General features: G+C 68.1%; 18 protein-coding genes. 10 read left to right on the top strand and 8 right to left on the bottom strand.

Features of this window, described 5'->3' with window-relative positions; translation table 11 throughout:
* Positions 1-148: 148 nt before the first annotated feature.
* The 3 genes from R5O87_RS15030 to R5O87_RS15020 are packed head-to-tail and all read right to left on the bottom strand — an operon-like array spanning position 149 to position 6,041.
* On the bottom strand, positions 149-3,601 hold the full coding sequence (locus tag R5O87_RS15030) for an ATP-binding protein (protein ID WP_410557997.1): 3,453 nt from the start codon (positions 3,599-3,601) through the stop codon (positions 149-151).
* The gene (locus tag R5O87_RS15025; RefSeq protein ID WP_410557996.1) at positions 3,598-4,590 is read right to left on the bottom strand and encodes a DUF4194 domain-containing protein; all 993 of its coding nucleotides are present in this window, start codon (positions 4,588-4,590) and stop codon (positions 3,598-3,600) included. Before R5O87_RS15025 ends, R5O87_RS15030 begins: the two co-directional genes overlap by 4 nt.
* 2 nt (positions 4,591-4,592) lie before the next feature.
* Complete coding sequence (locus R5O87_RS15020) at positions 4,593-6,041, bottom strand: DUF3375 family protein (RefSeq protein WP_410557995.1); 1,449 nt, start codon at positions 6,039-6,041, stop codon at positions 4,593-4,595.
* A gap of 329 nt (positions 6,042-6,370) precedes the next feature.
* Here R5O87_RS15020 and R5O87_RS15015 point away from each other — a divergent pair, with 329 nt between their 5' ends.
* The 3 genes from R5O87_RS15015 to R5O87_RS15005 all read left to right on the top strand — a co-directional run bounded on the left by R5O87_RS15015 (position 6,371) and on the right by R5O87_RS15005 (position 9,951).
* On the top strand, positions 6,371-6,673 hold the full coding sequence (locus R5O87_RS15015; RefSeq protein ID WP_410557994.1) for a hypothetical protein: 303 nt from the start codon (positions 6,371-6,373) through the stop codon (positions 6,671-6,673).
* Between the two features lie 178 nt (positions 6,674-6,851).
* Positions 6,852-8,825 (top strand): acyl-CoA dehydrogenase family protein, encoded by a 1,974-nt coding sequence (locus tag R5O87_RS15010; protein ID WP_410558010.1) that lies wholly within the window; start codon positions 6,852-6,854, stop codon positions 8,823-8,825.
* 241 nt (positions 8,826-9,066) lie between these two features.
* On the top strand, positions 9,067-9,951 hold the full coding sequence (locus R5O87_RS15005) for a YrzE family protein (RefSeq protein WP_410557993.1): 885 nt from the start codon (positions 9,067-9,069) through the stop codon (positions 9,949-9,951).
* Between the two features lie 15 nt (positions 9,952-9,966).
* Here R5O87_RS15005 and R5O87_RS15000 read toward each other — a convergent pair whose 3' ends face one another.
* Positions 9,967-10,371 carry a YchJ family protein gene (locus R5O87_RS15000; RefSeq protein ID WP_410557991.1) on the bottom strand — a complete coding sequence of 135 codons (405 nt, stop codon included), beginning with the start codon at positions 10,369-10,371 and terminating at the stop codon, positions 9,967-9,969.
* 218 nt (positions 10,372-10,589) lie between these two features.
* Here R5O87_RS15000 and R5O87_RS14995 point away from each other — a divergent pair, with 218 nt between their 5' ends.
* The 4 genes from R5O87_RS14995 to R5O87_RS14980 all read left to right on the top strand — a co-directional run bounded on the left by R5O87_RS14995 (position 10,590) and on the right by R5O87_RS14980 (position 14,585).
* A complete protein-coding gene (locus R5O87_RS14995) occupies positions 10,590-11,387 on the top strand; it encodes a hypothetical protein (protein ID WP_410557989.1) in 798 nt (265 codons plus the stop codon).
* Between the two features lie 92 nt (positions 11,388-11,479).
* Positions 11,480-12,484, top strand: coding sequence for an aldo/keto reductase family protein (locus R5O87_RS14990; protein WP_410557987.1), 1,005 nt, complete (start codon positions 11,480-11,482; stop codon positions 12,482-12,484).
* An 8-nt stretch (positions 12,485-12,492) separates the two neighbouring features.
* Positions 12,493-13,344 (top strand): SDR family oxidoreductase, encoded by an 852-nt coding sequence (locus R5O87_RS14985; RefSeq protein WP_410557986.1) that lies wholly within the window; start codon positions 12,493-12,495, stop codon positions 13,342-13,344.
* Between the two features lie 116 nt (positions 13,345-13,460).
* The gene (locus R5O87_RS14980; RefSeq protein ID WP_410557984.1) at positions 13,461-14,585 is read left to right on the top strand and encodes a sulfite oxidase; all 1,125 of its coding nucleotides are present in this window, start codon (positions 13,461-13,463) and stop codon (positions 14,583-14,585) included.
* Positions 14,586-14,599: 14 nt separating this feature from the next.
* Here R5O87_RS14980 and R5O87_RS14975 read toward each other — a convergent pair whose 3' ends face one another.
* From R5O87_RS14975 to R5O87_RS14960, 4 genes are all read right to left on the bottom strand, one after another.
* Positions 14,600-15,094, bottom strand: a complete 495-nt coding sequence (locus R5O87_RS14975) for a ribose-5-phosphate isomerase (protein ID WP_410557983.1) — start codon at positions 15,092-15,094, stop codon at positions 14,600-14,602.
* Entirely contained in the window at positions 15,091-16,842 is a 1,752-nt protein-coding gene (locus R5O87_RS14970) for a dihydroxyacetone kinase family protein (protein WP_410557982.1), read from the bottom strand. Before R5O87_RS14970 ends, R5O87_RS14975 begins: the two co-directional genes overlap by 4 nt.
* Before the next feature lie 67 nt (positions 16,843-16,909).
* A complete protein-coding gene (locus R5O87_RS14965) occupies positions 16,910-17,683 on the bottom strand; it encodes an SDR family NAD(P)-dependent oxidoreductase (protein ID WP_410557981.1) in 774 nt (257 codons plus the stop codon).
* 32 nt (positions 17,684-17,715) lie between these two features.
* Positions 17,716-18,540 (bottom strand): sugar phosphate isomerase/epimerase family protein, encoded by an 825-nt coding sequence (locus tag R5O87_RS14960; protein WP_410557979.1) that lies wholly within the window; start codon positions 18,538-18,540, stop codon positions 17,716-17,718.
* 190 nt (positions 18,541-18,730) lie between these two features.
* Here R5O87_RS14960 and R5O87_RS14955 point away from each other — a divergent pair, with 190 nt between their 5' ends.
* From R5O87_RS14955 to R5O87_RS14945, 3 genes are all read left to right on the top strand, one after another.
* The gene (locus R5O87_RS14955) at positions 18,731-20,068 is read left to right on the top strand and encodes an MFS transporter (RefSeq protein ID WP_410557978.1); all 1,338 of its coding nucleotides are present in this window, start codon (positions 18,731-18,733) and stop codon (positions 20,066-20,068) included.
* Between the two features lie 65 nt (positions 20,069-20,133).
* Positions 20,134-21,000, top strand: coding sequence for a transketolase (locus tag R5O87_RS14950; protein ID WP_410557977.1), 867 nt, complete (start codon positions 20,134-20,136; stop codon positions 20,998-21,000).
* Positions 20,997-22,007, top strand: coding sequence for a transketolase family protein (locus R5O87_RS14945; RefSeq protein WP_410557975.1), 1,011 nt, complete (start codon positions 20,997-20,999; stop codon positions 22,005-22,007). Before R5O87_RS14950 ends, R5O87_RS14945 begins: the two co-directional genes overlap by 4 nt.
* Positions 22,008-22,023: the final 16 nt, after the last annotated feature.

Here is a 22,023-nt window from a genome sequence, read left to right as displayed (position 1 = left end):
CTGCCCGCCGCTGGGAGTGTCCATGACCCTGTGGAGCATTTGGCGAAGACTGGTGGAGTCCCCACAGTGGCACGCCGAAACGGCACTCCACTAGGGCCGGGCCAATAAGTCCATCGATTTGTTATAAACAGGGCCAAAGCGTTACGGACTAACGCAGGACGATATCCACGGGATTGGCCTCCGACCGCCACTGCCCTTCCGACCCCGGTTTCGGGGTGATAACGGGGGCGGTGAGCACGCCGGAGCGGTTGGTCCGCCTGTCCCGCAGGATCTCGGTGACTGAGCCCAGGTGCCGGGACAGGTCGATGACGTTCTCGGGTGCCGCCAGGAGCAGCTGGAAGCCGAACTCGTGCAGCGCCTTGATGCCCGCACCGGCGAATTCCTCGGACGCCAGCACGAACGCCTCGTCCATCATCACCGTTCCGTACGTGGTGAAACCCTGCTCGGCGATGCCCAGCTGGTAGCTCAGCGCCGCGGCCATGATGAACGCGGTGAACCGCTGGCGTTCACCGCCGGACATGGAGCCGGTGTCGGCGTGCATGAAGACCTCGGTGCGCTTGCCGCCCTTCTTTCCGGGGGCATCCACCTCGCGGTGCTCCTTGCACTGGATGAACAGATGGCCGCGCACGTCCAGCACCTCGGCCCGCCAGCGCCGGTCCTCGGGAGTCTGCGACCCCAGCCTCTTCACCAGCGTCTCCAGGGACTTGTAGCGGGCGGTCAGTTCGGCGTCGTCGTTCTGGCCGGCGTGGGCGGTGTCCGCCTTGCCGTGCCGGGTGTGACGCGTCTTCAGCGCGTTCTGGATGGCGTCCTTGAACTGCTTCGCAGTGGCCGGGAGGGTTTGCTTGATATCGAGTTCCAGGTAGCTGCCCTCGTGGAAATTCACCTCGGACAGGATCCCGTTCAGCGGCAGGATCCTGCTGGTGATGGAACGGCGCTCCTCGTCCAGCAGGTGCAGCAGGGTGCTGAACGACTCGTGCGTGCGCTGGTTGAAGAACTGCCGGAATTCGGCTTCCTGGGCGGGCAGACCGTCGTTGATGATGGCGTGGTACCGGGCCTCGAACTCGCCGACGGCGCCGATGGACGTGCCGTGGTCGGCCGAAATGGCGGTGCCCCAGTCGCGGACGAAGCCTTCGAAGATCCGTGTGAGCCGCTCCGACGTGCCCTGGGCGCGGGACTCTGCGGCGTGCAGGTCGCCGAGCAGCTGGGTCCGCACCCGGCCGGCGAGGTTGTCCAGCTCGTGCATTTCCGTGACGTCGCCGAAGTCGGCGAAGTACGGCGCCAGCGCCGCGGTGGTGGAGTCCGACGGCGGGGCCTGGTTCAGGCGGGTACGTGCGGCTTCCAGCAGTGAATCGGAGGCGGTGAGCTGCTGGTCCAGCGCCTTGTACTCACTCTGCAGCACCGCGGCGGCCTCGGTGCTGGACTGGTGCTTCTGGCGCGCCGCCTCGATGTTGGCGCGCAGCGGTTCCAGGTCAGCCTGGGCGGCGAGGGCGTCCTTGAGCCGCTGTTCAATCCGGCCGAGCTCGTCGGCGGCGACCGCTGCCGAGACCTGTTCCCACGGCCGGTCATCCTCGGCCACCCGGCGCAGGGCCTCGAGCTGCCGTGACATGCCCTGGTGCGATTCCTCGCGGCTTTGGGCCAGCTGCGCCGCCTTGGCCAGTTCCTGGCGCAGGTCTTCCGCCTGCCCGGCCACGAGCTCCAGCTTGGAGGCGTTGTCGAACCCGAGCACGTAATCGTGCCGGCTGGTGAACCGGTCGTCCTTCTCCACGGTGTGCCGGTTGCGCTTGACCACGCCGCCAAGGCTCAGGCCCCTGTCCAGCGCCGCCAGTTCGTCGGGGTTTTCCACGCACGGATACGCGAAGTCGAGGGCGATCCGCTCACGGATCCACACCCCGGCTTCACCGTTCGTCCCGGTGGTAAGGATGTCCAGCTTGGTCAGCAGATCGCCGTCGGCCACGTCCTCTACAGCGAGTGCCGCTCCGGCGAGCGGCTTGGACACGTCCACCGCGCGCAGGGCGCCTCGGACCGTGTGGTCGTTGAGGTAGCGGGTGACGGCGGCGAAGTGCTCGCCGGGGACCAGGAGCGTGGTGGCCAGGTTGCGCAGGGCACGCTCCGCGGCGGGGCGCCACTGCTCCTGGCCTTCGGCGAGGTCGATCAGCTCGCCGCCGAACGGCATCTGCTCCTCGGGGATGCCGGTGGCGGCCGCAATGGCGGCCCGGTTTTCAATGCTCGACGGCGGCAGCAGGGACTTGCGCGTTTTCAGCGACACCAGCTCCTGCTCGGCCGCGGCCAGCTCGCGCTTCTTCGTGGCGTGGGCGTCGAAGGCCTCGAAGCGGAGCTCCTGCAGGGCCGCGGAGTCGTCCTTCAGCTCGGCCGAGCGGGTGGCCGCCTGTTCGTGGGCCTGCTCCCAGCCCTCTGCCGTCCAGTCCAGGTCCAGCCCGGCATCCGTCAGCGCCTGCCGGGCCGCCTCCTCCACCTGCTGGCGGAGTTTCAGGCCCACCCGGGCGTTCTCGAGGGACTGTTCGATCGAGGAGATGGCGTTGCCGCCCTGGTTGTTGTAGTCCGCCTCGAGCTGCCGGAGCTCCTTGGCCAGGCCGTCCCGCACGCCGCGTTCCGCCGCGAGCTCCTTGGCCTTCGCCTGGGCGAGCGCCTTGAAGCGGGCCAGCGTTTTCTCGTGCACGGACACCGCAAGCTGCTGCCGGTAGGCCTCGAACTCCTCGCCAGCGAGCTCGCGGAGCCGATTCGCGTCCAGCAGCGACTGGGCATATTCCCGGTTCAGCCCCGGAACGGGGGCGAGCTGGTCGCGCTGCTGCCGAACGTCCTCCAGCCGCTGCCGGATGGACATGAGGTTGCTGAATTCCTCGACGACGTCGTCCGCCGCGGCCAGCGTGGCCGGGGCGTCCAGCACCTGGTCGCGGAAGAACGTGTTTACGCTGCCGCCCAGGCCCTTTCCAGCCTGGATGACGCGGAGCAGGGGCAGCGCCTGGTCCGAGTTGATGCCGAGGAGCCGCCGGAACCGCTCCGCAAACGCCTTGTGCACGTCAAAGACCTGGGCGTCCGGGAAGATGTTCTCCAGCGCGGCCCGGGTGAAGCGCTTCTCGGCGATGTCCTCGATGGCGGGGAGGTCCAGCGGCCTGTTGTCGATCAGGTAGTACCGGCCAACGCTCGACTCGGTGCCGTTCTTGGGCAGGTCAAACAGCGCCGACACCGTCACCTTGGTGCCGGCCGCGTTGTCGAACGTCAGGGCGACGGCGGACCAGGTGGCACCGGGGCGCTGGAACGCACTGGCCGAGCCCTCCCCCACGGCCTTGTCCCCCACCTTGCCGCGCATGTACGTGAACGTGGTCCGCTTGTCCTCCACGGCGCCCGAGCGCTGGGCCGCGGCCTCGTTGGAGCGCGGCCGCGCGTCGAACACCCGCAGCATGGCGTCGAACAGCGTCGACTTGCCCACGCCCGAGTTGCCGGTCAGCAGCGTGCCGTTGCGGTCCACGTGCATCGTGTGCGCCCCATGGAACGTGCCCCAGTTGACCACCTGCACCAAAGCCAGGCGCATCTGGCCCGGGTTAACGACCTCGCCCAGCGGAAGCATGCTCGCAATACTCACTTGGCTGCCTCCTCGTCGGTTGCCGGCTTGCGGGACGTCGACGGCAATGCCGCCCCCGCCCCTTCGCCGGACGGCTCTGCTGCAAGCAGCAGAGCATCCGGCTCCGACAGGCCCGATGCCACTCCCGGGGCGGCATTGCCGTCGCCGTCGTAAGCTCGCGCGTCACCTTGGGCGTCGTCGTCGGCGTCTTCCGAAGCGTCCGCGGCGTCGACGTCGAGTTCTATAAGGGGTTCTGTACCTGACGGGTCGGCGGTGGCTGCTATTAGGGCCTCGATTTGGGCGGGGATGTCACCGATGTTGTCGAAGGGGAGGGCCAGGGGGAGGGCGTTGGAGATGGTGTAGACGTCGTCCAGGCCGGTGGTGAGCAGGAGCTGGCGGGCCAAGAGTTTGGTGATCGCGCGGTTCACCACGTCCGAGTCGCGCAGGGCGTCCTGCTGGCCCGCGGGCTGGTAGTGGGCCACGAGCTCGGCGATTTCTTCCTTCGTGATGGTGGGGTCGGTCTGCGCCGTGACGTGGCGGTCCAGCAGGAGCCGCAGGCGCAGCAGCACGATCGTTTCCACCCGGCTCAGGGCACGCTGCTGGCGCAGGATGCTGGAGCGGGCGCTGCCGCCAATCGCCTCGGGGTCAACGGGACGCAGCACCGCGATCTTGCGCTCGTGGTCCAGCTGCAGCGTGAGGAAAAGCTCGGAGAGCCGGCTGCGCAGGATGAGCTGGTTGTCCAGCAGCGTTGTCCAGAGTTTCTCGTCGCGGCCGCCGTCGACGTACGGCCCCTTCAGCAGCTTCACCAGGGCCTGGCGCACCTTCATGGGCAGCACGCCGGTGTCGCCCGGAAAGAGTGCGGCGCCGTCCACAAAGGTGTCGCGCGGGGTTACGCCGCCGCTGACTGAGCTTGTCGAAATCGCGGTTGTTTCGGCAGGCTCAACCAGCGGGGTTTCGGCGGGCTCGGCCGCCGGGGTCCCGGCGTCCGCCGTCGTAATCTCTTCAGTCATCGCTAATCCTTCTTGAGCGTTACCACCGGCAGGTACGCCTTGCGGGTGGTGCCGTCTATCTGTTCGAAGTCGAGGGCCTCCCACGCCAGCTGGTCAAAGCCGGCGCCGTTGTGGAGTGCGTGCGAGAGGAGCGCACGGATGGAGTTGATGTGCTGCTCCTCCGGCGGAAGCTGCTCCCACGCCTCGGCGAGGGTGGACGCCCCGGCTGCCGCGGCGCGGATCGATTCCGGCCTGGCCTTGGCGGTCCTGGGCGAGCGGACGCGGTCCGAATCGCTGAATGCGATGGGATCGGCGAGCTTGGGCGGGGCAGCGAACTCGTCCGGGTCGAAGAGCTTGACCATGGCGAGGGATTCGAACCCGGCATTGAACAGCACCGGACCGCGGACCAGGCCAGGCCGTTCACGCTCGTAGGGCATGGACCGGATGGCCTGCTCCGCTTCACGCAGCACCTTCCGGAGCCGCACCGACTGGCGGAAGTCGTCGCTCTGGACGTACGTGTTCAGGCTCTCACTGAGTTTTCCGTAGATGCGCTGGATCTGGCTGTGCTGCTGCCGGAGTTCCGCCACCAGGTTTTTCAGGGTTTCGCGGTCTTCCGGCGACAGGTCGTCCGCGAACTGGCGGCTGAGCACTTCGCCGATGGCGGACCGGAAACGGAGCTGCTGCTGCGGATCCTCGAGGAACGCCGTGAAGGAACGGAAGGTCCTGCCCTCCGGGCTCTGGCGCAGCCTCTTGTCCGCCTCAAGCACCTGTGCCATCGTGGCCCCCTTGGTGAGGGATTCCTCGATGATCTGGTTCCGGAGCTCGCCCACGAGCTCCTCGATCCGGTCACGCATCTTCTTGTAGTCCGCGGGCAGGCTGGCGGCGAGGTCGAGGATGTTTCCGGCCGCTTCCACCGCCTGGTCGTCGTCGAGGAGGCCGTCGAAGTCGCCGGAGCTGATGTCCTCGATCAGCTGCTGCCGTTCCTCGATCTCCTCCTCCAGCGCTTCCAGCCGGGCGCTCTGGTCCGGGTTGGTCTCGTTGGCGAGCTTTTCCACGTCGCCCAGGAGGGTGCCCAGCCGGGACCCGTTGAGCGTGGACCGTTCGCTGGAGAGGCTGTCCAGGAACGCCAGCACGCGGGCGGCGGGTTCGGTGACCTCGTACACGATCTGCCCGGACTGGTTCCGGCGCGTCAGGAACTGCTTGCGCGTCCACTCGTCGCCGAAGGACTTCCCGTTGGCATGGCCGCCCAGCGCCGGGTCCTGCCGGCGCAGCTGTTCAAGGAAGGAGTCGACGTCGGCGTGGAACTCCTCAAGCGGAAGCTGCGGCCGGGTGCGGGTGAAGGACGCCTGCAGGACCGCGATCACCCACGGGGCGGAGCGGGTGAGGGCCCACGCAGGCCCCTTGGTGAGGAGCTCAAGGTCCCTGAGCCTTGCGCTGATCGCGTCAGCGGAGGACGTAGCGGACCGGGGCACACACTCTCCTTCAGCAACTGGGGGATGGTCTGGGCACGGGAAAACCCAAAAACTGGCAACTACAAGGTTAACGCAGAGCCGCCGGCCGGTCCGCGCGGCGGCCCTCCGGGGGGGGTGGAGCAGGCAGCTGGCTGGACCGGGTTGCCCGTCAGGCAACGTTACGGGTGTGACAGATGAGGTTTTCGCAATCACTCCGTGACCTACGCAGGAGTATTGTCTCGATCCCGTATCAAGGCGGCCACAGCATGGCCGGGAGGCTGGAGGAAGCTTCACTCCTGGCCCTAGTCTCGAGCTACTGATCCATCCGCAGCAACGGCGCAGGGGGAAGCATGCAGTTCGACTTGAGTGCAGTGGAGACAGGCACGCTGGTGTTCATCGGTACGCTGGTGTTCGCCTTGGCGCTTGTCTTGTTCGTGGCGGCGGCGGCCTTCGCCGCGCTCGTCCTGGTGGGCGTGGGAAGGCTGGCCTGGCTGGTCGTTGCTGCCGTGCTGCTCCGGACCGTCCACGCCATCAACCACGCCTGGGACAGCCTGGTGCACCACGCCTCCGCAGTCGAGTTTCCCGCGGAATTTCAGGGGCAGCCGTCCCCTAGCACCGGAACCTACCCGCGGGTAGCATTGAGGGACAGCTGAAGGGTTCTCCACCCGCGGCGGACCCAGGGCTTTGAGCCGGTCATCCGGTTAGAGGAGATGCCCCGTGAGCTCCGCCACTGACAGCCAGGCGACTGAACGCCCGGCCCCTGACAGCACGTCACCACACACCACAGCTACCGGCACCACGGCTGCGGACGGCACTGGCGCCGTCCCGCCGGTGGACAGTCCAGCGTCCGAAACACCTATTGCTCCCGAGAAGATCGGTGCGGGCGCGTCCGCCGAGGACGCCCGCGCCATCGCCGAGGCAGCACGCGAAACCGAGTGGGCCAGGCCCAGCTTCGCCAAGGGCCTGTACCTCGGCAGCTTTGATCTGGGCCTCATCCATCCCTGGCCCGCCGCCAACCCCGATGACGTTGAGCGCGGCGAGGCCTTCATGGCCCGGCTGACGGAGTTCTGCCGCACCATGTCCGGGCGGACGATCGAACGCGACGCGAAAATTCCCGACGAATACCTGCGCGGCCTGGCCGGGCTGGGCGTGTTCGGCATGAAGATTCCCCAGGAGTACGGCGGCCTGGGCCTGTCCCTCGTGTACTACGGCAGGGCGCTGGCGCTGCTGGGATCCGTGCACCCGAGCCTGGGCGCCCTGCTTTCCGCCCACCAGTCCATCGGCGTGCCGGAGCCGGTGAAGGTGTTCGGCACCCCCGAGCAGAAGCGCAAGTACTTGCCGCGCTGCGCGGAGGGGGCGGTCACCGCATTCCTGCTGACCGAGCCCGACGTCGGCAGCGACCCCGCCCGGATGGGCAGCACCGCTGTTCCCACTGCCGACGGCGAATCGTACGTTCTGGACGGCGTCAAACTTTGGACCACCAATGGCGTGATCGCCGAGCTCGTGGTGGTGATGGCCGTGGTGCCGCAGCACACCGATGCGGACGGCGCCGTCCACAAGGGCGGGATTACGGCGTTCGTAGTGGAAATGGACTCCCCCGGAATCACGGTGGAGAACCGCAACGCCTTCATGGGCCTGCGCGGCATCGAGAACGGCGTGACCCGCTTCCACCGGGTCCAGGTGCCGGCCGCCAACCGGCTGGGCCGCGAAGGCCAGGGCCTGAAGATTGCGCTCACCACGCTGAACACCGGCAGGCTCTCGCTGCCCGCACTGTGCGTGGCGACGGGCCGCTGGAGCCTCAAGATCGCCCGCGAATGGTCCAATGCCCGCACCCAGTGGGGTCGCCCCGTAGGCAAGCACGAGGCTGTGGGCAAGAAGATCGCGTTCATCGCCGCCACGGCGTTCGCCCTTGACGCCGTGTTCGAGCTGTCCGCAGAGATGGCCGACGCCGGGCAGAAGGACGTCCGCATCGAGGCGGCGCTGGCCAAACTGTGGTCCACCGAGATCAGTTACCGGATCGCCGACGAACTCGTGCAGATCCGCGGCGGCCGCGGCTTCGAGACAGCCGAATCCCTCGAGGCCCGCGGCGAGCGGGCCGTCCCCGCCGAGCAGCAACTGCGCGACCTGCGGATCAACCGCATCTTCGAGGGATCGTCGGAAATCATGCGTTTGCTGATCGCCCGCGAGGCCGTGGATGCGCACCTCGCCGCGGCCGGGGACCTGGCCTCCGCGGAGGCGAGCCTTTCGGACAAGGCACGGGCCGCCGTCGGCGCTTCCGGCTTCTACGCAAAGTGGCTGCCCAAGCTGGTGGCGGGCGCCGGCATGGATCCGCGCTCCTACAGTGATTTCGGCCGGCTGGCCAAGCACCTCCGCTTCGTGGAGCGGTCCTCGCGCCGGCTTGCTCGCCAGACCTTCTACGGCATGGGCCGCTGGCAGGCCCGCCTCGAGCACAAGCAGGCGTTCCTGGGCCGGATCGTGGACATCGGGGCCGAGCTGTTCGCCATGGCGGCCAGCTGCTCCCGCGCCGAGATGTTGCTCCGGACCGCACCTGAACGGGGCGCCACCGCCTTTGAACTGGCCGATGCGTTCTGCGAGCAGGCCCGCGTCCGGGTGGACGAATACTTCGACCAGCTGTGGCGCAACACCGACGACGGCGACCGTGGCATCGCGCGCAAAGTGCTCGCCGGCGACTACACCTGGCTTGAGGCCGGCGTGCTGGACCAGTCCGAGGGGACCGGCCCGTGGATCGCCGATGCATCCGCCCGCGAGTCGACCAAGGAGAACCTGCACCGCGCCTACCGCTGACCTCTGAGCACCAACACGGCCTCTGACAAGGGAAGACGCGCCACACCAAGATACTAAGCATCCTTGCTAATGCCCATTGAACGGAGTTAGCTAGAAACTGAGGCCAGTGCCTTGGCCTCGGCATTGCGTTGCCCGGCTTAGGCCCCTGAGTCCGGGTCCGTTCAATGAAAGCGAGTCGCTGATGAGCAGCCCAACCGGCTCCGGGGACAGACGCCCCCGGCGCACTTCCTCTGAATCAGTCATGTCCGAAACCAACAGGCCGGATCCCGACAGGCCCAATCCGAACAGGCCAGAACACGGCACGGCCGACGCCCCGACCGAGGCCACTCCTGTCTACGATGCCACCCAGACCCGGCGGTCGGACCGCGCCGGCGTCACCGGTTCGGGCGTCACCGGCGCCGGCACCGGCTCCGCGACGGACACGCACACCCGGGCCCTCCACACGACGGACGCAGACGCGCCGTATGCCGAGCGCGACTACACACCCGGCGATGAACACGACGGCCGCCCGGACACGGCACGGCCCGACGACCCGGCCTTTGCCACCCGGGAAATGGCCGCGGCCCGTGAAAGGGAGGCGTTCGGCGGCATCAAGATCGGCTCGGCGTTCTTTGGCTGGCTGGCCGCCACGGGCATGGCTGTGCTGCTGACCGCCCTAGTCGCTGCGGCCGGGACTGCCGTGGGACTTGCCACGAACACCGACGTGAATGCCGCCGTGGGCCGCGCCGCCTCGAACCAGACAGTTGGGATCGCGGGCATCATCATCCTGCTGGTCATCCTCTTCGCCTCCTATTACAGCGGCGGCTACGTCGCCGGCAGGATGGCCCGGTTCAATGGCGCGAAGCAGGGGTTCATGGTCTGGATCTGGGCCCTGATCGCCGCTGTGCTCGTGGCTGTACTCGGCATGATCGCCGGCGAGCAATTCAACATCCTGGCGCAGCTGAACAGCTTCCCCCGGATTCCGGTCAACGAAGGCCAGGTCACCACCACGGGCATCATTGCCGCCGTCGTGGTCGCCCTGGTGGCGCTGGTCGGTGCAGTCCTGGGCGGCATGGCCGGCATGCACTTCCACCGCAAGGTGGACCGCGCCGGATTCACCCCTACGGCAGACTATGAAGAGCACTGAGCCAGGAACCTGCCGCTACCGGTAAAGCGCGACGGCGTCCACATAGAACCAGCGCCGGTCTTCCCTGAGGAAGCGGCTGGTTTCGTGATGGACGCCTCGCTCTCCGTCCTGACGGAAATGCGCCTTGAACTCCACGACGCCCTCAGTATCGAGCGGGCCGCCCCGCTCGACGGACACGATGTCCAGCCGCCGCCATTCCAGGCCCGGATCGAACTCCAGCTCCGCGGGCCGGGTGCTGGAATGCCATGTTTTGAGGAGGTAGCCGCCATCCAGCAGGACGAAGGCCGAGTAGCGGGAACGCATCAGCTGCTCGGCGGTGGCTGCCTCGGCCGTTCCGCTGTGGAACCGGCCGCAGCAGTCCGCATACTGCTCCCCGGACAGGCACGGGCAGTTACCGGAGAAGGGTTCTGGCTCGGTCATGGCATCCTTGGGAACTTGGCGGCGGCTTGCAGGATCAGCCTATCGGCGCAGTGATCAGGCCGGGTCCTATAACAGCTTTGAAACAACAGTTGCCGGCACTTGTCATGAGGGCATGTCGGCAGCAATTAGTCCGTATGGTGGTTAGGGGCTGTTTTCCGGCGTGACCACCGGCTCGATCACTGGGTGACGGACCGGGCGCCGAGGGTAAGGAGGGTGAAGTGGAAGATCCGACAACGATTGCACTGAACCTGACCTTTTTTGGCACTTTGGGTGTTGCCTTCCTGATGTTCATCGGCCTGTGCATCAGCGTCATGCTCACGCTGGTGATCGCGGGGCTGGGGCGCCTCGTGGCGCTGATCGTGATGGCGCTGTTCGGCCGCCTCCCCAAAAACGAGACCATCGAGATCGTGCGGCTCGCCGCTGACGGAACCCCGCTGCCCGCGGACGCCGAAGCGGTGCCGGCGAAAGCCAAGGCGAAAAAGGGCGCCAAGGCCCCCCGGCCGGTCCGCGAGCCCAGGGCACCGATCGACTGGAAGAAACTGCGGACCCGCGCCGGCCTCCAGGACGCGCTCCGCTCCGCCGTCGTACACCATCCCCTGGTGACGGCCGCCCGGCCGGTGCCGCCCGTCCTCGCGAAGGACTGGGCCGACGCCGTAGCTGCCGCCGACGCCCGCGCGGTGGCGCGTGCCCGGGCCGCCGCGCCGGAAGTCAAGGTCACCGTGCGGGATCTGCCGCCGCCGGACGTGGCCGCGGCCAGCGTGACCGAGGTTGCGCCGCTCGTCGAGTCTGCCCTGCGCGACGACGCCGTGCCCGCCGAGCCGTCCGGCACGGGCCCCGCAGGTACCTCTGGCAAGGGGGCTGCCAGCAAAGGCGAAATGGTGCGGTCCGCTTTGGCGTTGTCCGCCCAGCCGCCACGTCCTGCGCGCAAACCTGCCGTTGCCGGACATGTCACCGTCCTGGACACGGGTTCCATGACGTCGCTTGCGCAGCACCCGGACGCCCGCACCCGCGCCTGAGCGCACCGGTTCAGGCGCCCGGCGCCTGGGGCCGCGAGATAAGCCGCCGGCATCCCTTACCCTGAGCAACCATCTCCGCTAGCGTGAAGCTCATGGAATTCAGATACCTCGGAAACAGCGGCTTCAAGATTTCGGAAATCACGTTCGGCAACTGGCTCACGCATGGCTCCCAGGTGGAGAACGACGTCGCCACCCAGTGCGTGCGGGCGGCGCTGGACGCCGGCATCAGCACTTTCGACACCGCGGACGTCTACGCCAACACCGCGGCGGAAACCGTTCTTGGTGAAGCGCTCAAGGGCGAACGACGGCAATCCATTGAGATCTTCACGAAGGTGTTCGGCCCCACCGGCCCCAAGGGCAAGAACGACCTCGGCCTGTCCCGCAAGCACATCATGGAATCCATCGACGGGTCGCTCAGCCGGCTGCAGACGGACTACGTGGACCTGTACCAGGCGCACCGCTACGACTTTGAGACGCCGCTCGAGGAGACGATGCAGGCGTTCGCGGACATCGTCCGGCAGGGCAAGGCCCTGTACATCGGGGTCAGCGAGTGGACCGCCGAGCAGCTCCGCAACGGCCACGCCCTGGCCAGGGAACTGGGCTTCCAGCTGATCTCCAACCAGCCGCAGTACTCCATGCTGTGGCGGGTCATCGAGGAAGAGGTGGTCCCGGCGTCGGAGGAATTGGGCGTCTCCCAGATCGTCTGGTCCCCCATGGCGCAGGGTGTGCTGAGCGGCAAGTACCTGCCGGGCCAGCCGCTGCCGGAGGGCAGCCGCGCCACTGACGACAAGGGCGGCGCCAAGATGATCCAGCGCTGGATGCGGGATGACGTCCTGGCCGCAGTGCAGGAGCTGAAGCCGGTCGCCCAGGAGGCCGGCCTGACCATGCCGCAGCTGGCGGTGGCCTGGGTGCTGCAGAACCCGAACGTCGCCTCAGCCATCGTGGGCGCCTCCCGCCCTGAGCAGGTGGCCGACAGCGCCGCGGCCGCCGGCGTGCGCCTCGACCCGGACGTCCTGAAGAAGATCGACGCCGCCGTCGGCTCCCTCGCCGAGCGGGATCCGGCCCAGACAAAGTCCCCCGCAACCCGCGAGGCGTAGGAGCACCCATGACGGATCTTCCGGACATTGCGGTCACCGGTGCCACCGGGGTCCTGGGCGGCATGGTGGCCCGCCAGCTGTCTGACGCCGGGTTCTCCCAGCGCCTGCTGGTGCGCGACCCCCGGCGGGCTCCGGAGCTGAAGGACGCTGCGGCGGTGGCGGTCAGCTACGGCGACCCCGTGCTGTCCCGCCCGGCCCTGGAAGGGGTCAAGGTCCTGTTCATGGTGTCGGCGGCGGAGGCGGAGGACCGGCTGCAGCAGCATTACGCCTTCGTGGACGCCGCCGCGGAGGCGGGCGTGCAGCACATTGTGTACACGTCGTTCTTCGGGGCGGCGCCGGACTGCACCTTCACGCTGGGCCGCGACCACTATGCCACCGAGGAGCGGATCAGGGCGTCCGGCATGGGCTTCACCTTCCTGCGGGACAACTTCTACCTGGATTTCCTGCCCATGCTGGCCGGGGAGGACGGTGTCATCCGCGGTCCGGCGGGCGACGGCGTGATGGCCGCCGTCGCGCGGGAGGACATTGCCCGGTCCGCGGTGGCCGTGCTGCGCGACCCAGCCGTCCACGCCGGGGCAACCTACGACCTGACCGGACCGGAGGACATCTCGCTGGCCCATGCGGCCGAGGTGCTCACGCGCGCCACGGGCAGGACCGTCACGTACCACCGCGAAACCGTGGAGGAGGCGTTCGCCTCCCGCGCCTCCTACGGCGCGCCGGCGTGGCAGGTCGAGGCCTGGGTCAGCACGTACACGGCGATCGCCGCCGGCGATCTGGCGGGGGCGACACCGGACGTGCACGGCCTCACCGGACAGGACCCGATGTCGCTCGAGGAACTGGTGAAGCTGCCGCAGCTGTAATGGGCGGCAGCGGGGCGGTTGACGGCCATATGCGCGCGGCGTAAACCTGTGAGGAGGAGCACGCCCATCAGCAGCTGCGCCACAGAAACCGCAGCACCGAGCAGAATCGCCAGGCCATGTCCAAGCTGATCTACCGACGCCGACCGTCCGCCCGCCCCGCGCCCCACACCGGAGTCACAGCGCATTCCGGTGAACCCACCCAAGGTCCGCTCACCAGGGAAGAGCTGCAGCTCGCGGCGCGGAACCACTCGATGCCGCTCGAGGCACTGCGCGAGGACGTGACTCCGCCGGGGCTGCATTATGTGCTGACGCACTTCGACATTCCGCAGGTCAGCGGCGCCTGGCACCTGCGGATCGGCGGCGCCGTGGAGCGGGCCATGGAGCTGAGCCTCGCGGCGCTGAAGCGGGATCCGGCCATCAGCGTCCAGGTGACCATGGAATGCGCCGGCAACGGGCGGTCGCTGCTGAGGCCGCGGCCGCTCAGCCAGCCCTGGACGATGGAGGGTGTAGGGACGGCCGTGTGGACCGGCGTTCCGCTGGCATACCTGCTGGCCCAGGCCGGCGTCGAGCCCGAGGCGGTCGAAGTGGTGTTCACCGGCCTTGATGCCGGGATCCAGGGCGGCGTCCGGCAGCAGTACGCCCGGAGCCTGCCGATTTCGGAGGCCTCGAGGGCCGACGTCGTCCTTGCCTACAAAATGAACGGCAATGACCTGCCGCCGCAGCACGGCTACCCGCTGCGCCTCGTGGTCCCCGGCTGGTACGGCATGGCCAGCGTCAAATGGCTGCAGTCGATCAAGGTGGTCACGACGCCCTTCCAGGGCTTCCAGCAGTCGGTCGCCTACCGCTACCAGCACAACGCGGACGACGCCGGGACCCCGGTTTCGCGGATCAGGGTGCGGGCCCTGATGGTTCCACCGGGCATCCCTGACTTTTTCACCCGCCGCCGGTACCTGCCCCGCGGGCCCGTCATGCTCCAGGGCCGGGCGTGGTCCGGCGAGGGCGCCGTGACGAAGGTGGAGGTCGGCATCGACGGCAAGTGGGTACCGGCGCAGCTGGACAAGCCTGCCGGCGCCTTCGCCTGGCGCGGCTGGAGCCTGCCCTGGGTGGCGGACCCCGGCCACCACGAACTGGCCTGCCGGGCCAGCGACGCCACCGGCGCCGTGCAGCCGCTGGAGCAGCACTGGAACTACCAGGGCATGGGCAACAACACGGTGCAGCGGGTGCGCGTCATCGTCCAATAGCTGTCAGCGGCGCCTCAGCACCCTTCGTAGTCGCTGAGCACGTCCAGCTTCCCTGCCGACGCCGACTCCGGGTCGAAGGCGTAACCCACCCATTCCCGGGCCAGCCTGCGCGCCAGTTCCAAGCCGATCACGCGCTGTCCCATGGTGAGGACCTGGCAGTTGTTGGAGAGCACGGACCGCTCCACCGAGAAGGAGTCGTGGGCGGTGGCGGCCCGGACGCCCGCCACCTTGTTCGCGGCGATGGCCACGCCAATCCCCGTTCCGCAGAACAGGATGGCGCGGTCTGCCTGCCCGTCCCGGATCATTTCGCCGGCCGTAATGCCGACATGCGGGTATGGCTTGCTGAACACGTCCGGCACGTCACCGCGGTTGACCCCGATGTCGATCACATCGGCCACCCGGGGGTCAGCGCGGAGGTCCTCCAGGACGCGGTTCTTGTAGTCCACGCCGGCCTCGTCGGCGCCCACGATGATCCGGAGTGCGGGTACAGCTGCTGCTTCGGCGCTCATACTGCGGCCTCCTCTGCAACAGAAGAAGCTGCTTCACGGACCAGGTGTCCGCCCAGGACGGTGAAGATCATGGCCAGCGACGTGGCTCCCGGATCGGCGGTGCCGAGGCTCTTTTCCGCGAGCGGCCGGGCGCGGCCCTTGAGCGGGCGGAGCGTGGCGGTGGCTGCGGCGGCGGACGTTGCAGCCGCGGCGGCTTCCTGCCAGGCGTCCCCGGCCGCTGCACCTTCCTCCGTCCGGCGGGCCAGGGTTTCGGCGAACGGCAGGAGCGCATCCACCATGGTCTTGTCCCCCACTTCGGCCTTGCCCAGGTCGGTGATGCGTCCGGCGAATGCCGTCACGGCGGCCGAAAGCTCCGCCGATCCGGGAGCCTCGCTGTTTCCGAGTGACTCGCCGAGGGCGCGCAGGCCCGCTCCCCAAAGAACCCCCGATGTTCCTCCGGCCCGGTCCGCCCAGGCATCCCCGGCGGCGGCCAGGACGTCGCCCGCGCCGGCACCCTGGGCGAAGGCGTCAGCTGCGGCGGCCACGGCTGCGTCTACGCCCCTGACCATGCCGCGGCCGTGGTCTCCGTCGCCGGCGATGGCATCCATGTCGCCCAGCCGCGGCTCTTCCGTGTGCAGGAGGTCGCGTGCCGCTTCCAGGCCGGCGACGCACGCGGATGCGTACTCACGGGAGGAAGCGGTGGCTGTGAACTCAACTGCAGTGCTGTCGCCGTCGGACTCCTCGGCGGCGAGGTCGCTGCCGGCCTGCACCGCAGTGTTTCCGCGGCGGTATGCCGGGGTCTCCGCCGGCGCTGCCCAGAGCGGCTCCAGTTCATCGTCCAGCCAGGTGACGGTGAGGGACACCCCGGCCATGTCCAGGCTGGTGACCAGCTCGCCCACCTCCGGCAGCACCAGGGTGTAGCCGGCGTCGCGGAGCAGCGGGGCCACGGTCCCCCACAGGACGAACAGCTCCTCATGCTTGGTGGAGCCCAGGCCGTTGAGGATCACGGCGATGCGCTGGCCCGCCCCGTCCGGCGTTTCGGCCAGCACACGGGTCACCAGTTCGCGGCCCAGGTCCGCGGCCGGCGGAAGGTCCGTGTCGAAGAGGCCGGGCTCACCGTGGATCCCGAGTCCCAGCCCCATCTGCCCCTCGCCCAGCGAGAACAGCGGCGCGTCGGCGCCCGGGAAAGTGCAGCCGGCAAACGCGCTGCCGATGGTCCTGGTGACACTGTTGGCCTTGCGGCCCAGGCGGACAACTTCGGCCAGGTCCGCGCCAGCCTCAGCGGCGGCCCCCATGACCTTGAAGACCGTGAAGTCCCCGGCGATGCCGCGCCGCTTGGACGCTTCCGACGGCGGGGCGCTGGCGACGTCGTCCGTCACCAGGACGTTCTCGACGGCGATGCCCTCGGCGGCCAGCCGCTCGCTGGCCATGCCGAAGTTCATGACGTCACCGGCGTAGTTGCCGTACGTGAACACCACACCGGCGCCGCTGTCCGCCGCCTTGGCCACGGCATAGGCCTGCTGGGCGGACGGTGACGTGAAGATGTTTCCCACCACCGCGCCGTCGGCAAAGCCCGGACCGATGAGCCCGGCGAAGGCCGGGTAATGGCCCGAACCGCCGCCGGCGAGGACCGCCACCTTCGGTGCCGCAGGGCGGTGGCGGCGCACGGCGCCGCCGGGAACCTGGCGGACCAGTCCGGAGTGAAGATCGCAGAAGCCGGCAAGGGCTTCCTCGGCGAATTCCGCTGGATTGTTGAAGATTCTGGTCATGGTTGGCTCTCTCTGCGGCGGCGTGGGGCGGGGGTGCTGGGCGGGTTTGCGGCGCTCTTGAGGCGCTTTAGTGCATGTGGCTTCCGCCGTTGATGTCGATGGTGGTGCCGGTCAGGTAGGCGGATTCCTCGGAGGAGAGGAAGGTGATGACGGCGGCAACTTCCTCGGTGGTGGCGTTGCGGCCCAGCGGGATGCCGGCGTTGATGGCGTCTTCCTGCTCCTGGGTGCTGCCGACGCGGATGTTGGTGTCCACGGCGCCCGGGGTGATGGCGTTGATGGTCACTCCGGAGTCGCCGAGTTCACGGGCCAGGGCCTTGGTGAAGCCGAGGATGGCGGCCTTGGCTGCGGAGTAGGGGACCTTGCCGAAGACGCCGCCGCCGCGCTGGGCGGAGACGGAGGACATGTTGACGATCCGGCCCCAGCCGTTGTCGATCATGTCCGGCAGGAAGGCCTTGGTGACGAGGTAGGTGCCGGTGGAGTTCACGGCCATGACCTTGTTCCAGAGGTCGAGCGTGGTTTCGAGGAAGGGCACCGGCGAGGTGATGCCGGCGATGTTGGCCAGGGCGCCGACGGCGGGAAGGGCGCCGCTCTCGACCTCGGCCGACACTGCCTTGTACGCGGCGTTGACGGACTCCTCGTTGGCAACGTCGATCTCGTAGCCGAACGCCGGGACATTGAATTCGTTGCCGATCTCGGTGGCGACCTTCGCCGACTTCTCGCCGTCGAGGTCAAGGATCACCACGCCCCAGCCCTGGCTGGCGTAGCGGCGGGCGGTGGTGATGCCGATGCCACGGTCCGAGGTGGCTCCGGTGAGGACGGCGGTGCGCTGAATGGCGGTCATGATGGCTCCTAAGTGGGTTTTTGTGAGGTTGATCAGATGAGGTCGGTGATGAAGCTGGCTGCCTTGGCGGCGGCCGCCGGGCGTTCGTCGTGGGTGATGTCCCGGGTCTCCAGTTCCAGGCTGAAGTGCCCGGTGTAGCCCTGCTCGGCCAGCGCCCGCAGCCCGGCCGCGAAATCGGCCCGGCCGTTGCCGATGCTGAGGTTGATGTTCCCGGGCACGGCATCGCGCAGGTGCACGTGGGCTATCCGGCCTTCGTGGCGTGCCAGGTACTCCAGCGGGTCCTCGCCGGCGGCGACGATGTGGCTGAAGTCCATGACGATTCCGACGCCGGAGCCCGCCAGCCGCTGTGCCAGCAGTTCTGCGCGTTCCAGGTTCCAGCAGAACCGCAGGAAGTGCAGCGATTCGGTCCAGAGTTCGACGCCGAACCCGGCGGCGCGTTCCGCCGCCCGGATGAGCTGCGCGGCAACGGTGTCCAGGTCCTCCTCGAGGCTGCGGACCGGCTCATGGCTCAGCGCACCGCAGGGAAGGACCAGTGCTTTGGCCCCGGTCTTGGCGGTGAGGGTGAGCAGGGCATCAAGGTGCCTGTCCCGCTCAGCCTGCCGGCCGGCGTCGAGCACGGCATTAAGGTCCCCGATATCCCCGTTAACGGAGCGCACCCGCAGACCGGACGCGGCCACGTCGCCGGCCACGGCGGAGACGGCATCCGCGTCGAGTTCAAACGGAACGTGGTCGCAGACGCCCGGGAGTGCGCCAAGGTCGATTTCGGCGAAGCCAAGCCCTGCGATGGTTCGCAGGGCCGCTGGCAGGTCCTGGTGTCGGAAGCTGATTGATGAGCACCCGAGTCGGGAATGGAACATCGTCGTTGATCCTCTGGTCGTGCCCGGCAGGCTGTAGTGATGGACACCACACTAACCGGGTCGACTGTTAACAGTCAACTCCTGACGGTGACTGTTGACAGTCAGCCATGACGTGGGTCACACTGGACACATCTTGTTAACAGTCGACAGCGCTGGAGCTTCTTCAGCCGCTCTTCGAAAGGGAACCACCATGAGCAAAGATGCTCTGACCATGCGCGGTCCGGTCCACGGCACCAAGGACGCCAAGCGTGTTGCCATTGGCTCGGGCGTCGGCGCCGTGATCGAGACCTACGACTTCATCGGCTTCGGCACCGCTGCCGCACTGTACTTCGGAACCGCCTTTTTCCCGGGCAGCGATCCCGTCACCGGGACCCTGGCCTCGTTTGCCACCCTCGGCGTCGGCTTCGCAGCGCGTCCGCTGGGCGGCATCATCGGCGGCCACCTGGGCGACAAGGTTGGCCGCAAGCCCGTTCTGGTGGCCTCCCTCATCCTGATGGGCCTGGCCACCTTCGCTATCGGCCTGCTCCCCACCTACGCCGCAGTCGGACTGCTCGCCCCGGCGCTGCTCGTGTTCGTCCGCATCGTCCAGGGCCTGGCCTTCGGCGCGGAATGGGGCGGCGCAATCCTCATGAGCTACGAGCACGCACCCTGGAAGACGAAGGGCAAGTACACCGGCATTGTCCAGGCCGGCTTCCCGGTAGGCCTGCTGCTGGCCAACCTGACCTTCCTGTTCAGCGTCCAGCTGGGCGGCGAGCTCGCGTGGCGCATTCCGTTCCTGGCGAGCATCCTGCTGGTGGTTGTCGGCCTGATCATCCGCTCCAAGGTTCCCGAGTCCCCGGTCTTCGATGAGGTCAAGGACCACGGCGACATCGTCAAGTCCCCCATCGTGGAGGTCATCAAGACCGACTGGCGCAACATCGTGAAGGGCATCGGCCTGCGCATCGCCGAGACCGCCGGCTACGCAGTGTCCATCACCTACATGATTTCCTACATCAACAGCCAGCACCTCGCCGACAAGTCGCAAACTCTGATTGCCCTCTGCATCGCGTCCGCCATCGGCATCTTCGCCACCCAGGCCTGGGGAGCCCTGACCGACAAAATCGGCCGCCGCCCCCTGTACATCTGGTCCACCGCATTCGCCGTGCTGTTCGCCATTCCGATGTTCCTGCTGGTCAACACCGGCCTGTTCGTCTTCATCATCGCAACGATCGTCATCTCCTACGCGGTCTGCCAGAACTCCCTCGCCGGCGCCCAGGGCGCATGGTTCCCCGAGCTCTTCCAGGCCAAGACCCGTGCTTCCGGCGCCTCGCTGGCCTACCAGATCTCCGCCATGGTCTCCGGCTTCACCCCCTTCATCACCACCCTGCTGTTCGTCAGCTTCGGCTGGATCGGCCCGGCCCTGCTGTTCGGCGCCTACGCCCTGATCGGCCTCTGGGCAGCCATCTCCACCCGGGAAACCTGGGGCAAGCGCGAGCGCGAGCTGGCTGATGAGATCACCAAAAGCACCCCCCAGTCGGTGAACGCCTAATGACCGCCGTCAACGAAACCATCCCGCAGGAACTGCGCACCCAAGCACTCCCAGAGAAGGAACCAATGACCCAGGAAACTGCAGCCGAACGACTCGACCGGGTCAGCGCCGCCGCCTACCGGATCCGGCACCACGCCCTGAACATGGGCGAGGTCCAGGGCCAGGGCTACGTGGGCCAGGCGCTCGGCGCGGCGGACATGCTCGCCGTCGTCTACGCCGACCAGCTCCGGTTCCGCGCCGAGGACCCGCACTGGGAGGGACGCGACCGCTTCCTGCTCTCCACCGGCCACTACGCCATCGGCCACTACGCGGCCCTCGCCGAGGCCGGCATCGTCCCGGTCGAGGAACTCGAAACCTACGGTTCCGACGACTCCCGGCTCCCCATGTCCGGTATGTCCACCTACACCCCGGGAATGGAAATCTCCGGCGGTTCCCTGGGCCACGGACTGACCATCGCCGTCGGCATGGCCCTGGGCCTGCGCTACCAGGCCTCGGACGCCAGGATCTACAACTTCCTCTCCGACGGCGAACTGGACGAAGGCTCCACCTGGGAAGCCGCCATGGGCGCCCACCACCACCAGCTCGGCAACCTGACCGCCATGGTGGACATCAACGCCCTGCAGGCCGACGGCAAGACCGACACCGTCCTCCGCACCGAACCCATCACCGAAAAGTGGGAAGCCGCCGGCTGGTACACCCAGCGGGTGGACGGCAACGATGTCGCCGCGCTGCTCGCCGCGTTCGACAACGCCGCAGCGCAGGCCGCCACCAGCGGCCGCCCCTCCGTGATCCTCTGCGACACCAAGGTGGGCCGCGGCGTGCCGCTGCTGGAGGAACGGGAAAAGGCGCACTTCATGCGCATCGAAGAAGACGAATGGCAGACCTGCCGCGAGCAGCTGACCGCAGGATACGAAGGAAAGGCCGCCCGATGAGCACCACCGCTGTGAAGGCCACCGGCACCGCCCCCAGGCTCAAGACCTCGGCCATGATTGCGTCCTTCGCCGATCCGGGCCAGAAGACCGCCTCCGCCCCGTTCGGGCATGCACTGGTCAAGGCCGCGCAGGAGAACGACAGGATCGTCGGCCTCACCGCAGACCTGGGCAAGTACACGGACATGCACATCTTCGCCAAGGCCTTCCCGGAGCGCTTCTTCCAGATGGGCATGGCCGAGCAGCTCCTCTTCGGCGCGGCCGCCGGCCTTGCCGAAACCGGCCTGGTGCCGTTCGCCTCCACCTACTCCGTGTTCGCTGCCCGCCGCGCCTACGACTTCCTGTGCCTGGACGCGGCCGAGCCCAACCTGAACGTCAACATCGTGGGTGGCCTCCCCGGCCTCACCACCGGATACGGCCCCAGCCACCAGGCCACCGAGGACATGGCGATCTTCCGCGGCATGCCCAACCTGACCATCGTGGACCCGTGCGACTCGATCGACATTGAGCAGGCCGTCCCGCAGCTGGCCGCCAGCGAAGGACCCACCTACCTGCGCCTGCTCCGCGGCAACGTGCCCACGGTCCTGGACGAGTACGACTACACCTTCGAACTCGGCAAGGCCAAGGTCCTGCGCGGGGGCAACGACGTCGTCTTCGTCTCCAGCGGCCTGATGACCATGCGCGCCCTCCAGGCAGCCAAGGCGCTGGCGGAACACAACGTGGACGTCGCCGTCGTGCACACCCCCACCATCAAGCCGTTCGACGCCGAAACCGTCCTGGCCGAGATCAACACCGACCGCCTGGCGGTCACGCTGGAGAACCACAGCGTGGTGGGCGGCCTGTTCGAAACCGTTGCGTCCGCCGTCGTGACCGCCGGCCTGGGCAAGCGGGTGGTGCCGGTGGCGCTGCCCGACGAATTCCTCGACGCCGGCGCCCTGCCCACGCTGCACGAACGCTACGGCCTGTCCGTCCAGCGCATCGTGGCGAAGGTACTCGCCGAACTCGGCTAGACCGGGTTTCGGCCCC

It is taken from the genome of Arthrobacter globiformis (genome assembly GCF_046536215.2).
In the GTDB taxonomy this organism is placed as follows: Bacteria; Actinomycetota; Actinomycetes; order Actinomycetales; family Micrococcaceae; genus Arthrobacter; species Arthrobacter globiformis_E.
Note: the sequence above shows the minus strand (reverse complement) of the source record. Positions and strands in the feature narration are given on the sequence as shown.

Excerpts from the sequence above, each read along its gene's own strand:
- R5O87_RS15025 (WP_410557996.1), bottom strand. The coding sequence starts at position 4,590 with ATGACTGAAGAGATTACGACGGCGGACGCCGGGACCCCGGCGGCCGAG.
- R5O87_RS15015 (WP_410557994.1), top strand. The coding sequence starts at position 6,371 with ATGCAGTTCGACTTGAGTGCAGTGGAGACAGGCACGCTGGTGTTCATC.
- R5O87_RS15005 (WP_410557993.1), top strand. The coding sequence starts at position 9,067 with ATGTCCGAAACCAACAGGCCGGATCCCGACAGGCCCAATCCGAACAGG.
- R5O87_RS15000 (WP_410557991.1), bottom strand. The coding sequence starts at position 10,371 with ATGACCGAGCCAGAACCCTTCTCCGGTAACTGCCCGTGCCTGTCCGGG.
- R5O87_RS14990 (WP_410557987.1), top strand. The coding sequence starts at position 11,480 with ATGGAATTCAGATACCTCGGAAACAGCGGCTTCAAGATTTCGGAAATC.
- R5O87_RS14985 (WP_410557986.1), top strand. The coding sequence starts at position 12,493 with ATGACGGATCTTCCGGACATTGCGGTCACCGGTGCCACCGGGGTCCTG.
- R5O87_RS14980 (WP_410557984.1), top strand. The coding sequence starts at position 13,461 with ATGTCCAAGCTGATCTACCGACGCCGACCGTCCGCCCGCCCCGCGCCC.
- R5O87_RS14975 (WP_410557983.1), bottom strand. The coding sequence starts at position 15,094 with ATGAGCGCCGAAGCAGCAGCTGTACCCGCACTCCGGATCATCGTGGGC.
- R5O87_RS14970 (WP_410557982.1), bottom strand. The coding sequence starts at position 16,842 with ATGACCAGAATCTTCAACAATCCAGCGGAATTCGCCGAGGAAGCCCTT.
- R5O87_RS14965 (WP_410557981.1), bottom strand. The coding sequence starts at position 17,683 with ATGACCGCCATTCAGCGCACCGCCGTCCTCACCGGAGCCACCTCGGAC.
- R5O87_RS14960 (WP_410557979.1), bottom strand. The coding sequence starts at position 18,540 with ATGTTCCATTCCCGACTCGGGTGCTCATCAATCAGCTTCCGACACCAG.
- R5O87_RS14955 (WP_410557978.1), top strand. The coding sequence starts at position 18,731 with ATGAGCAAAGATGCTCTGACCATGCGCGGTCCGGTCCACGGCACCAAG.
- R5O87_RS14950 (WP_410557977.1), top strand. The coding sequence starts at position 20,134 with ATGACCCAGGAAACTGCAGCCGAACGACTCGACCGGGTCAGCGCCGCC.
- R5O87_RS14945 (WP_410557975.1), top strand. The coding sequence starts at position 20,997 with ATGAGCACCACCGCTGTGAAGGCCACCGGCACCGCCCCCAGGCTCAAG.